We start from the raw sequence: 13410 nt of genomic DNA, 5'->3' as shown, positions 1-13410 counted from the left end.
GTCCAAATCTGAACGGCTTAAATCTTTTTAGTAAGAGAAGAGTTTTTAACTATTAGTTAAATACTCCAAGCTCTTGCATAACAGCATCAGTGATATCATACTCAGCCTGATATTCATCAGAAGCATAAAGGATAATTAGGTCACCACTTGAAGTTGTTGTATTCAACACGTAGCTAAGTCCTTTTCTTTCAGCAACTGCGTCAATTGCAGTGCCAATTTGTGTAAACATAGGTCCTAACAATTCCTGTCTTCTTTGTTGAAGTGCAGCTTCAGCTTCCTGCTGTGCAGTACTTAAATCCTGCTGGAGTTGAGCTAAACGCTCTTGTTCACGCTGATTAGCTTCTTGGGTTCTAACGCCTGCTTTCTGCTCATATTCAGTTACCTGCTGCTGGAAAGTTTGCTCTTTCTGAATGAGTTCTTGCTGTTTTTGCTCGGCAAAGTTCTGCAATCTTTTTTGAATCGCAGCCATTTCAGGCATTTTTGCTAGTACAGCTTGAGGGTTAACGTACCCGATTTTCATCTCTGTTTCCTGAGCAGTTGCTACATCTAGTGTAGAAAAAGCAATAAAAAAGGAAATCAGTAATAGGCTTAATTTCTTCATTAGTATCTTATTGTTGGCTATGATTATTTTAATTTTTCGATAATTTTACTGGTGATATCAAGGCGCTCACTGCTTGCAAAGAAGATGATCGCATCGCCATAAGAAGTCCCTTCATTCAGAACCAGATCTAAATCCATTTCCTGAGCAACTTGCTCCATTGCGGTATTCATCCGCTCAATAATAGGTGACATTAACTCACTTCTCTTTTGGCGAATTTCATTCATCATCGTTTCTCGCTGTTGCTCAAACTCTTGATTTAATTCAAGTAGTTCTTGCTCTCGTGTTGAGCGCTCCTGCTGAGATAAACCAGACATTGAAGTTTCATAGTTTGAGAATACTTGCTGAAGGTCTGTTGCCTTTTGAGCAAGTTCCTGATCTCTTTGATCAATCAATGCATTTATCTGTTGGTCTACCTCTTCTACCGCCGGAAGTTCACTCAAAACGCGGGAAGGATTTGTATATCCGATTTTCACTTGGGCAAATGCATTCTGAATGCCAATGAAGCCCAATAGTAAAAGTACGGCTGTAATTTTTTTACTCATAATTATGTTTGTATCGTTAGTGCTAATTATAAATGTTTTATGACTTAATTGTCTTTACTGCTCTTCAATTTCTATTCCCAATTCTAACAGAATATCTTCATTTAAATTGTATTCATTATTAGCATAAACCATGTAGATATCACCTGATCGGTCGAACACAAAATCAAAATTATTCAGTTGAGCAACTGCCCTAACCGCTGTAAAAACCTGACGCTGAATAGGTTCCAGAAGCTCTCGTTGTCTTGAGAAATACTCACCTTCAGGACCAAATTTTTGTGCAAGAAATTGTTCTTTCTCTCTTTTCTTTTGAGCTATTTCTCTTCTTTTTTGATTACGAATTTCTTCGGTATATAGTATTTCCTTTGCCGAGTAATCTTCTTCGAGCTCCTTAATTTCGGTTTCAAGCTCAGTAATCTGTTCCTTCCATTGGTTACTTAAAAGGTCCAGCTGTTGCTGAATGCCTTCATACTCAGGTATTTGCTGAAGAATAAAATCAGATTCATAGAACCCAATTTTTTGTTCCTGAGCTATAGCAGCCTGAGTAAATCCGGCTACAAGAATTATTAGAAAGATAAATTTATAAAATCTCATTAGAATGGTGCTCCAATGTTAAACAAGAACTCCCAATTACCCGGTTGTACGCCACTGGTATTTCTTGGAATATCAACTCCATCAAACCTGTAACCGTAACTAAGATCAATTAACCCGAGAACCGGAAGATATAAACGCACTCCGAAACCGGCAGATCTCTTAACTCGGAAGGGATCAAAATCACTGAAGTCAAGATACGAATTACCTGCATCAGTAAAAGTATAAGGTATTACCTGAAGCTGATCGTTTGAAACAGCAGGGTATCTAAGCTCTAAGGAGTACTTACTGAACATGGTACCACCTACTTTCTGTCCATCTACAATCGGTGCAATACTTTGACTGGTTCCACCTGGATAACCTCTCAAATCAATATTATCGTATAAGAAGCTTTGACGTTGCTGAAGCTGAGTACCACCAACCAGGAATTTATTAAGCTGACTTCTTTTGTCTTTAGTGAAGTAGCCAATGTATCCATAGTTAACCATACTGGTCAGTACTAGCTTGTCAACAAGCGGCACATGATGCTGATACTCTGTTCTCAGTTTATAATACTCTGAAAATCCGGGTAGTGGCGGTGCTGCTTCAAAAGAAAGAGTAAACTTAGAACCTGTAATCGGCGAAATTGGGTTTACCAAAGAATTACGCTCCAATACCTGCTCAAAAGTCAGTAGACTAGAAGTACCATCAGCTAGGAAAGATGAGTTTCCTTCGATGTTATACAGCTGATAACCAATTATCGAGCGTGTTGAGAAGTAATCATCTGGCCATTTCAAGCGCTTACCGATCGAAACAGAACTGGAAAACAATTCATTTCTTTCCGTAGAATTTCTGTAGTTCAGCAAATTGTAAGAAAGATTGAAACCTACTGAGGTAGGTTTTCCTCTGAACCAAGGCTCCTGAAATCCAAAACTATAGCTTTGATAACCGGTTCCTGTAACCTGTACGCCTAATGAAAGGTTTTGACCGTCACCCGATGGGATTGGAGTCCACCCTCCTTTTTCAAATGCTCTTTTAAGAGAAAAGTTATTGAAATTAACTCGGGCTGAAAGAATCACTCCGATACTTGGTCCACCATAACCACCGGAAAATTCAAAGTTACTGGTACTTTGAGTATCATCTAAGCGATAGTTGACGTCAACGGTTTTATCTTCGCGGTTCGGCAATACGTCAGGTTCAATATTCTGTGGATCAAAATACCCAAGCGTACCTAGTTCACGAATTGTTCTAATGATTGCATCTCTGCTATACCGGTTTCCGGGAGTTGTTCGAAGAGTACGGCGAACCACATCATCATGAGTACGGGTATTACCTGAAAACCCAACATTTTGAATCGTAGCTATTTCATCTTCATAAATATCAAAATGGATGTCGAGGGAGTCTTCCCCTACTTTCGTGATGGTTGGGACAGCTTGGAAAAACAAATACCCAATATTCTGATAGAGGCTGTTAATATCCGTGTTATTCTTATTGATATTAACGTTCTGGTCGAACTTAGTTTCATTAAACACATCACCTTTATTGAATTCAAGGGCTTCAGTGAGTCGTTCATCCGTGTAAACCGTATTTCCTTCCCATGTGATATTTCGGACTTTATACTTTGGTCCCTCTGCGATGGTCAAAACAACCTTTAGGGCTTCTTTATCTTTAAACAGACCATCATGAGTGTAGCTATAAACGGTATCACTTGTCACGCGTACGTCTGTAAAACCATTTTCTCTGTAGAAGGTGAGCATGCTTTCAAGCCCTTCTTCAAACTCTTCTTTCTTGTATACCTTTTTTCCGAAAATCTTCCACCATGCGTCTTCTTTCAACGGTTTCATTTTTCGGCGAAGTGTCCGTTCTGAGAAGGCATCATTTCCTTTAAAAGCGAGGTCCTTGACTTCCAGCCTTTTGCCTGGTTTAATGTTGAAAATAAGACGAACTCTATCTTCAACCCCTTCTACTTCTTTCGTCTCTGTCTCAATTTCTGTGTACCAATAACCTTTCTCTCTGTAAAAACGCTTGATGGTATTTCTAGCCTGACCAACGGCTGCCTCGGTGATTACGGTACCCGGAGTAAGTACCAGCAGATCTTCTAAGTCTCTGCGTTCAGATCGCTTAATTCCTTTTAACTTGAACTCAAGGATCCGAGCCTGTTCTTCAACTTCAATCTGAAAACTAATTTCTGTAGCTGTGCGCTCTGTTACGTATATCTTTATATCAGAAAATAAACCTGAGCGGTATAATCTGCTTATAGAACGATTCAGCTTGTCACCGGGGTATACAATTGAAGTACCCTCAACAAGTGTACTTGCGTTCTTAATAAATTGTGGACGTGTATTCTTATTCCCTTCAACCGTAACCTGCTTAATTATATACTCTGCAGGGGTTAGTTCAGTAGGATCAGTTAAGTTAATATCTTGAGCCTGTAAAAGGTGGGAGGTAAAGCCGAACGTCAATAAGGTTGCAAAAAGTAATCTTTTCAAAAGTAACAACACGCCTTTTGGTTAATGCTTATGATTTTTTGTTTACTAAACGAGATGAAAGAGAGTTTTCGTCTTTAGAAGATGGAATTTTTCCAAATCTACGGTCTCTTTGCTGGTAAGAACGAATTGCTTCGTATAGTTCATCTCTTCTGAAGTCTGGCCAGTATGTTTTTGTAATGTAAAGTTCTGAGTATGCTAACTGCCATAGCAAGAAATTACTGATTCTATATTCACCACTTGTTCGGATAATCAAATCAGGATCAGGTACATCTGCCGTGGATAAATGATCGCTAATCATTTGGTCGTTGATTAGCTCTGGGTCCAGGCGGCCTTCTTTAACATGTCGGGCAATCTTCTTTACACCTTCTGTAATATCCCATCGCCCTGAATAGCTTAATGCCAGGCAGAGTTCAAGTCTATTGTTATCTTTGGTGAGCTCTATGGCTTCCTGAAGTTCGTTTTTGCAAGCTTTAGGAAAACGATCCATCTGTCCTATTGTAGCAAGACGAATATCATTCTTATTTAAATTCTCTGCTTCTTTTCGGAGGGAAGAAACCAGCAATCTCATCAATCCTTGCACTTCCGCAGATGGACGTCCCCAGTTTTCAGTTGAAAACGCATACAAAGTTAGATACTTCACACCAAGCTGAGCACAAGATTCCGTGATATCACGAACTGAATCAACACCTACTTTATGCCCATGAAGACGAATACTGCCTTTGCTTTTGGCCCAGCGACCATTGCCGTCCATAATAATGGCTATATGAAGAGGGATTTCCCCGGAATTTTGCAGGGTTTCCTGATTCTCCTTGTCTTCTTCGGTTTGTACGGTGTTTGTTAAAGTAAGCTCTTTCAAGTGATTTTTGGGCTGATTTTGAAGCTTTGAAAATTAGAGCTTTGCTTGTCCTTTATCAAGGTAAATAATTCAGTCATGAAGTCAGTTTCTGTTCCAATGAAATCATTTCAAGAAGAGCCAAAGCAGCCTCGCCGCCTTTGTTTCCCTTCTCCCCTGCACGTTCCAGGGCTTGTTTCACGTCATCGGTTGTAAGAACTCCAAAAGCCACCGGTTTATTATGTTTTAAAATTAAATCCGTGATTCCGCGGTTTACAGCGTCGCAAACGTATTCAAAGTGAGGAGTTCCTCCTCGTATTACAACTCCAAGCGCAATAACCCCATCCACTTCCCGGTGTTCGAGTACCTTTTGGACAGCCAGTGGAATTTCATACGAACCGGGACATTTCACAACGGTAATATCCTCATCAGAAACGCCATTTCCTTTTAAAGCCTTCAGTGCGCCGTCCAGCATTTTGTCGGTAATCATTGAGTTCCATCGGGAAACCACGATTCCAACCTTTACATTATCCGGATTTGTATCACCTTCAATAAATTCTACAGCCATATCAGTTTTTAATTTCTATGATGTTTTTTCTTTGTTCAGTCATCCTTTTCATTTTATCAATATGCTTATAAGCAATAGTCACCACGCCCATATGTGTGTAACTGGCTCCTGTACCTTCGTGAGTATCGCTTCCTCCAGTCATCAATAAGCTGTTCTTTTCGCAAAATTCAGTGTATTTCTTCTGCAGTTTGAAATTGTGACTCGGATGTATGCATTCAATCCCGTCGATTCCGGCATCTACAAAAGCCTGAATTTGTTCGGAGTTATATAATCTTCCCGGATGAGCCACTACACTTGCTCCTCCAACGTTTTTGATGATTTCAATCACCTCACGATAGTCTGGATATGTATTTTCAATAGATCCTAACTTTTGATTACTCAAATATCGAATAAAAGCTTCTTTGGGACTGCTAACATATCCTTTTTGCGTAAGCACTCGCGCTAAATGAGGTCTTCCAATATTTGCTCCGTTAGCTTCAGCCCAAACCTCATCATAATCCACATCCAAACCGGATTTATTTACCGTTTCAATAATACCTTTGATACGGTTTTTACGAGCCGTTTTCTGCTGCTTTAAAAAATCTTCCAGATAATTGGTCTCCGGATCAAAATAATAAGCCAGTATATGAACCTCATCATCACCAAGGGTAGAAGTTATTTCTACTCCCGGAATGAGTTCAATATCTAACTCTTTGGCTTTATGAATAGCTTCAAAATAAGCCTTATAAGTATCGTGATCAGTTATGGAAAGGCTGACAAGGTTTTTATCCTTCGCCATCTGTACAGCCTCAATAGGTGAAAGTCGACCATCAGAGCAAGTGGTATGAATATGTAGATCAGCTTTGGAAGGCATCCTCTAATTTCCTGAGAGCAAATTAACTAACTCTTCTTCATTTGAAATAAATTCAAGAGCCTTTAATACGTCTGGATCCGTTCTTAATCCAGCCCTAACTCTTCCCGACTGACCCTCATACCGAGAAACTAACTCCAGGTACAATGTCCGGCGAATATTGGATTCGTCTTCTGTAAACTGCGCTTCCTTTTCCTGGGTAATCGCTGACTGCAAACCTTCGAGCTGTGGAGTTGCACTTTCTACTTCCTGTAGTTTTTGGCTAAGGTCTGCCAGTAATTTCTCAGAATCTGTAGTATAGCTGAATCCTTGCTCCTCTAAATATGCTCTGAATTCTTGGTAAACCTCGTCGGGAAGCTCGTTATAATCAAAAGCGGAATGCGTTGCTTCATATTCAGTTGCAAAGTCGAAGTACATCCCTTCCCGCAGAAGAGCAACTTCAAGAATACTCATCTTTTCGTTTTGTGACACCACATCAGGCTCAATTCCCCGGCCTTCATAAACAGTTCGTCCATTTCTTGTTTTAAATTCCCTTTTGGATGAATCGGCATCCATAATTACAGAATTCCGCCCCTGATGAGTGTACTGAACCGACTGAATACTCCTGCCGCTAGGAATGTAATATCGGGCTACTGTTATCTTAAGAGAAGTGTTGTAAGGTAACGGCTTTACAACCTGAACTAATCCTTTTCCGAAGCTTTGTTGTCCTACAATCAAGCCACGGTCTAAATCCTGCAGCGTCCCGGCTAATACTTCGGATGCACTGGCACTTCCCTCGTTAATCAACACCACAACCGGTTTATTGAACATCACCGGTTCGCGGGTCGTAAAGTTCTGATTATATTCTGCTACTCTCCCTCTAATATCTACTGCTGTAATTCCGGGTTCTATAAATTTATCAAGAATACCAACAGCTTCCTGAAGGATTCCTCCCGGATTATCACGGACATCAATGACCAGACCATTTAAATCCTGATCTGCCATTAGTTCAATCATTGCCTGGCGAATTTCTTCAGCCGAATTGGTGCCAAACTGAGACAAGCGGATATAACCGGTATTATCTTCCTCTCCAATCCAACCTGAGTAAGAGATATTAGACACTTCAATTCGACGGCGTTCAAGAGTAAAATCAAGCGTTTGATCTAAACCAAATCGCTCAATCGACACCGTAACTTCACTCCCTACTTCTCCGCTGGTTAAAGCATTCACTTCTTCCGGCTGTAATCTTTCTGTTGAGACTCCATCTACAGCTACAATTACATCTCCGGCTCGAATTCCAACCTGCTCGGCCGGCCCGCCTTCTGTAGGTGCAATCACAACGACTTCCCCATCACGATAACCGGCTTGGATACCAATCCCGGCATAATTTCCACGAGACATAATCTCAGCTTGCTCATTCTGTGCCTCATTGAAAAGCACCGTATAAGGATCTAACGTCTCTAGCATAGCATCGATCCCATTTCGCATAAGCACTTCGGGGTCGACTTCATCAACATATTCAAGGGCTACATTTTCGTAGCCTTTACTGAAAATGCTGAAATTTTTTTTGATCAGGAAATAGATATCAGACTGTTGAGCGGCTATCCCTGCGGAAGCCAGTACCACGATTGCTAATGCAAATACTGCTTTATATTTCCCTTTCTTGATCATAAGTAAATTAGTTACTTGAAATGCGCAGGGTTTGTCCTACAAAAATTCTGTTTCCAGAGATGTTATTCAGACTTCTCAATTCACTAAGGCCAACTCCAAAACTCTCAGCGATCTCGCTCAATGTATCATTCTGACGAACAGTGTAGGTTGTGTAGTTATCGCCATCTGTGGAAGTGTTAGCTGAAGCAATAAAGATATTCTCGCCCTGGCGTTGTTTTCTTTCAATAGACTGCTTCTCAGAATAGCTCATCTCATTCACTTTTTTATAGTGACTTTCACGGGTTTTAGGTACATGAACAGTTAATGACTGTCCTACACGGATTGTATTACCTATACCATTCCATGTGCGGATATTCCAAGCTCTCACGTCAAACCATTCTGCAATATGACCTACAGTATCCCCGGTTTTAACATTATAGGTAACCGGTGTAGAATTTGCAGGAGCACTCACTTTTGATGAAGAAGATGAGGTTCTGGATGTCACACTTTGTTGCTGATTCGTAGGGCGGTTTGCTGAAATTTCTGAAACACTGCCTTGAGGAAGAGGAACGACTATTTTCTGTCCCGGATAAATAGTGCTCGAAAGATTTTCATTTGAGCCATAAAGTCCGGCAACAGTTGTTCCATATTTACGGGCAATCAGTCCCAATGACTCTCCACTACTCACCGTATGCATAGTGATATTTTGACTTCGGCTTTCTTTAGGGATTTCCTGATAATTAGCTAAAAACTCTTCTCTATCGGTAGAAACAGGAAGTTTTAAAGGATATTTACCACCCGGAGGTGTTGCCCATCTAAGCAGTTCAGGGTTGTAGTCCTTCAGTTCATTTGTTGAGATTCCTGCGGCAGCAGCTAGTTCTGTAAGCTCCATCAAACCGTCAACTTCAACAACTCTATAAGAGTAAGGCTCACCTTCATATGTTTTTTGAAAGCCAAACTCTTCAGGATTCATACCAATCATGGTTGTCGCTATAAATCCGGGCACATAACCTCTTGTCTCACGAGGCAAATAAGGATAAGCAGCCCAGTAGTCTTCAACTCCACCGGCACGATTGATCGCACGTTTTAATCCGCGTGGACTAATATTGTAGTTGGCCATTGCAAGATGCCAGTCACCCCAAATATTATATAAATCTCTTAAGTGACGAGCAGCAGCACGGGTTGCTTTTTCCGGGTCACGACGTTCATCAACCCACCAATTTACTTCCAGACCATACACAGAGCCTGTTGCACGGATAAATTGCCACATTCCAACAGCGGCTGCCCAACTTTGAGCCGTAGGGTTGAGTCCACTTTCAATAAACGCCAAATAAGTAAGTTCTTCCGGAGCGCCTTCTTCTCTGAATATCTTGCGCATCATTGGCTGATACTTTACTGCTCTCTGTAGCCACGTCTCCATCACTTCAGGCCGGCGGAGTGTATAATAAACAAGGTGGCGATTTACTTTATCATTCTGAATAAGAGGCACATCCGTTTTGTTGAGAGCTAAATCATCCGGAAAATCATATTCTTCCTTCATCCAGCTGTCATCTTCTGAAAACAATTCTTCCTGAATGGCAAAGATTTCACCTTCTGGCTCATTGCCAACTTCGGTTATTCCATAAAATTGGCGGTATTCGGAAATCACTGAGCGATACAATTCTGTAAAGCGCCGGTCTCCTCTTATTTCAGGATAGTCGTCTAATAAACCCTGTGTGGCTGCAAGTGCATCATTGATTTGAGCCTCAGCTTCCAATGGATCATTACTTACCTGAGCATCCATGGCCTTGATATGGATTCGATATATATCAGAAATCCGGCTCATGATATCTTTCTGGAAGTTATCCAGTTCCTGCATGGCAGGTTGCTCTGTTACACCTTCTCCATCTTTAATGCCCTGCATGGGGCTTCTATAATCTAAAAGCCGTAATGGCATGTCTTTTAACTGGAGGGTTGCAGTCGTATCCTGAGCAGAAATGCCCGGAGCTAAAAACATACAACAGATGAAGGCTATAGCCGTAATTCGTAACTTAGTAAGCATGTATTAAAGATGATTTAAATTTTATTAGGGTAAAGTACTAATTATTGTATTGAATTGGGAGAGTTGAACACACAGCTACACCAACGGTAAAGATGCTTAATTAGCGCCCTTATTTTTCAATTTTTTCGGACTCAAGCATTTGCTTTTCTTTACCCGTCCATTGCTGTGCAAGTGGCCATCTGCGGCCGGTTCCAAATGCTTTAGCGGAAACTTTAAGTCCAGGAGGAGCTTGAAACCGCTTATGTTCGTTCAGATCTACTAAACGAAGTGTACGATCTACGATCTGTTCGTCTATACCGCTGCTGATGATTTGTTCTCTTGATCGCTGTTCTTCCAGGTAGTATTCCAAAATGGTATCTAAAGTTCCGTAGTCTGGCAAAGAATCTGAATCTTTTTGATCAGGCCGTAATTCAGCGCTTGGGGGTTTTGTGAGAATGGCTTCGGGAATCACTTCCTGGCCATAATATTCTTCATTCAGCCATCGGCAGATATTATACACTTCTGTTTTATACACATCAGAAATCACAGACAAACCACCTGCCATATCACCGTAAAGTGTGCAATAGCCCACCGCCATCTCTGATTTATTTCCTGTATTCAGCAGCATATAACCAAACTTGTTGGCTATCGCCATGAGTATATCACCGCGTGAGCGACTTTGAAGGTTTTCCTCGGCAACATTGAATTCTGTGCCTTCAAAAATGGGAGCCAAAGCATTAAGATATTCTTCGTAAATGTTTTTAATCGGGATTTCAAGGAGCTCAACCCCCAAATTGTTGGCCAGTTTTTCAGAATCGGAAACACTCCCTTCTGAGGAAAAAGCTGAAGGCATCGTCACGGCTTTTACATTTTCAGCACCAAGCGCTTCTTTTGCAATCGTACACACCAGTGCAGAATCTATACCTCCACTTAAACCAAGAATCACTTTTTCGGCTGCTTTCGACTTTTTAAGATAGTCTTTCACTCCAAGCACCAATCCTTCAAACATAACCTGCTCTTTGGAAGGTGTTTCAAAGTTAGCTTCTACTTCAGAAATCGATTCAACGGTGCCGGTGTCTTTATCAAATTCTATATCTACAGCATCGGGCTCAAAGCGTTTTGAGCGTGCCTTCATCTCCCCCTTTCCGTTAAAAGCCAGAGAATCACCATCAAAAATCAGTTCAGTTTGGGCTCCAACCTGATTCACATAGAATAAAGGAATACCAAGTTGCTCAGCATGATTCCTCAACATATTCTTTCGGGTAACCGGCTTGTCCTTATTAAAAGGAGATGCTGAAATATTAATGATAGCTTTGGCTCCTTTCTTAGCTAAGACTTCCGCAGGATTCACATCATAAATATGGTACTGGATGTCATTATCATTGTACCAAATATCTTCGCAGACCGTGATACCAAACGGAAAACCGTCGATCATCACCGGCTCAAATTCTTTACCAGGCTCAAAATATCGGAGATCGTCAAAAACGTCATAAGTTGGGAGCAGTGCTTTGTGAACCCGCGTGACTTCTTCCCCTTTCTGAGCAACAATTGCCGAATTAAAGCTCTTTCTACCCTTCCCGGTCAGGTTCTCCGTGATAGAGCCAAATATGACCGTTGTATTGTTTGTGGATTGAATGATTTCCCGGTTCACTTTATACATCAAATCCAGAAATACCTGCCGCTCCAATAAATCCATAGGCGGATATCCTGAGGTCACTAACTCGGGGAGAAGTAATAAATCAATTCCATCACCCTCAGCTTGTGAAATAGCCTGAAGGATGAGCTCTTTGTTACCGGTCAAATCCCCAATTGTAGGATTTATTTGTTGAAGTCGTATCTGCACAGTTCCTTATTTAATTCGTTTCAAGATAAGCAGTTCATGTGAAAGTTGAGAGTTGTTAACCCAATGTTTGGCTTTATCTATTTACAACCCCTCAACTATTATTTTATATAAACCGTTTTGGTATTAACAAACTCATGAATACCATAAAGTCCCAATTCCCTGCCATAACCAGAGTGTTTAATTCCACCAAAAGGAAGACGTGGATCTGATTTAACAAAGTCATTTACAAAGCAGCATCCGGCTTCCAATTTAGTAGCTGCTATTTCCTCGGCATGTGCTACATCTTGCGAATACACTGAAGCTCCCAATCCATAATTTGTGTCGTTGGCCACTCTGATTGCTTCATTTTCATCCCGCACTTTTATGATACTTGCCACCGGACCAAATAATTCTTCCGAGTAGGCTGGCATTCCGGGTTGAACATCAGCAAGAATCGAAACCGGATAATAGGCGCCATCTCCATCTGGTTTTTCTCCACCCAATAAAAGTGAAGCCCCTTTTTCTACGCTCTTTTGAACTTGTTCATGAAGTTGGTCTCGGAGGTCTGTTCGTGCCATCGGCCCCAAATCAGTATCCTCATCAAAAGGGTCGCCTACTTTCCGTGATTTCATTAAGGAAGTAAACTCCTCAACGAATTCATCATAAACATCTTCAACGACCACAAATCTTTTTGCTGCAATACAGCTTTGTCCGCTGTTTAAGAGACGAGAATTCACACAAGTTTCTGCGCTTGCTTTGATGTCTGCATCTTTGAGAATGATTGAGGGGTCACTCCCACCAAGTTCTAACACTGTTTTCTTCAACGCCTCACCGGCTTGTGACGCAACTGCTTTCCCAGCTTTAGTACTTCCGGTCAGGGTTACCGCGGCAATCCCTTCATGCTGAACTACTTCTTTCATCTCTGATTTATCACGGATGATAGTTCGAAATAGGTCCTCTGGGACACCGGCTTCATGGATAATTTCTTCAATCTTAAGCGCGCAGCCCGTCGTGTTTTCAGAATGTTTGAGGATGGCACCGTTACCGGCCATCAATGCGGGTGCTGCAAAACGAAAGAGTTGCCAAAATGGGAAGTTCCACGGCATAATTGCCAGAACTACTCCTAATGGATTGAATGTCACATAGCTTTTTGAGGCATCTGTTTCTACTGCTTCATCCGACAAAAATTCCTCGGCATGTTCAGCATAGTACTCACAAACCCAAGCACATTTCTCAGCTTCGCCTATTCCCTGCTGCAGAGGCTTCCCCATTTCCTCGGCCATTAATCGACCAAGTTCTTCTTTCTGATCTTTCAACAAATCAGCAATTCGATTTAGGTAGGCAGCTCGTTGCTCGAAACTTTTCTGTTTCCAAAGTATCTGAGCCTGATTTGCTTTCTGAATAATTTGATCAACCTCACCAAAGCCCATTTCTTTATAGTCTTTGATGAGTTTACCGTTTGCGGGATTGATGGTCTTCATATGGTTTGT

The 13410-nt window shown here is 41.3% G+C and carries 11 protein-coding genes; all 11 read right to left on the bottom strand.

Annotated features, from left to right (window positions below; translation table 11 throughout):
• Positions 1-52: 52 nt before the first annotated feature.
• The 11 genes from CL667_08635 to CL667_08585 all read right to left on the bottom strand — a co-directional run bounded on the left by CL667_08635 (position 53) and on the right by CL667_08585 (position 13401).
• Positions 53-601 carry a hypothetical protein gene (locus tag CL667_08635; protein ID MAL17766.1) on the bottom strand — a complete coding sequence of 183 codons (549 nt, stop codon included), beginning with the start codon at positions 599-601 and terminating at the stop codon, positions 53-55.
• Between the two features lie 23 nt (positions 602-624).
• Entirely contained in the window at positions 625-1143 is a 519-nt protein-coding gene (locus CL667_08630; protein MAL17765.1) for a hypothetical protein, read from the bottom strand.
• 54 nt (positions 1144-1197) lie between these two features.
• Positions 1198-1734, bottom strand: a complete 537-nt coding sequence (locus CL667_08625) for a hypothetical protein (protein MAL17764.1) — start codon at positions 1732-1734, stop codon at positions 1198-1200.
• Entirely contained in the window at positions 1734-4208 is a 2475-nt protein-coding gene (bamA, locus tag CL667_08620; GenBank protein MAL17763.1) for an outer membrane protein assembly factor BamA, read from the bottom strand. Before bamA ends, CL667_08625 begins: the two co-directional genes overlap by 1 nt.
• A gap of 19 nt (positions 4209-4227) precedes the next feature.
• Positions 4228-5055 (bottom strand): di-trans,poly-cis-decaprenylcistransferase, encoded by an 828-nt coding sequence (locus CL667_08615; GenBank protein ID MAL17762.1) that lies wholly within the window; start codon positions 5053-5055, stop codon positions 4228-4230.
• Positions 5056-5128: 73 nt separating this feature from the next.
• Complete coding sequence (locus tag CL667_08610) at positions 5129-5599, bottom strand: 6,7-dimethyl-8-ribityllumazine synthase (GenBank protein MAL17761.1); 471 nt, start codon at positions 5597-5599, stop codon at positions 5129-5131.
• A 1-nt stretch (position 5600) separates the two neighbouring features.
• Positions 5601-6452 (bottom strand): phosphatase, encoded by an 852-nt coding sequence (locus CL667_08605; GenBank protein ID MAL17760.1) that lies wholly within the window; start codon positions 6450-6452, stop codon positions 5601-5603.
• Between the two features lie 3 nt (positions 6453-6455).
• Positions 6456-8099, bottom strand: coding sequence for a hypothetical protein (locus tag CL667_08600; protein ID MAL17759.1), 1644 nt, complete (start codon positions 8097-8099; stop codon positions 6456-6458).
• 7 nt (positions 8100-8106) lie between these two features.
• On the bottom strand, positions 8107-10119 hold the full coding sequence (locus CL667_08595; protein ID MAL17758.1) for a lytic transglycosylase: 2013 nt from the start codon (positions 10117-10119) through the stop codon (positions 8107-8109).
• A gap of 109 nt (positions 10120-10228) precedes the next feature.
• The gene (locus tag CL667_08590) at positions 10229-11941 is read right to left on the bottom strand and encodes an NAD+ synthase (protein ID MAL17757.1); all 1713 of its coding nucleotides are present in this window, start codon (positions 11939-11941) and stop codon (positions 10229-10231) included.
• 98 nt (positions 11942-12039) lie between these two features.
• Positions 12040-13401 (bottom strand): succinate-semialdehyde dehydrogenase, encoded by a 1362-nt coding sequence (locus tag CL667_08585; GenBank protein ID MAL17756.1) that lies wholly within the window; start codon positions 13399-13401, stop codon positions 12040-12042.
• Positions 13402-13410 lie beyond the last annotated feature (9 nt).

Source organism: Balneola sp. (assembly GCA_002694685.1).
Classification (GTDB): Bacteria; Bacteroidota; Rhodothermia; order Balneolales; family Balneolaceae; genus Gracilimonas.
The sequence above is the reverse complement of the archived record's forward strand: the minus strand, read 5'-3'. Positions and strand labels throughout refer to the sequence as shown.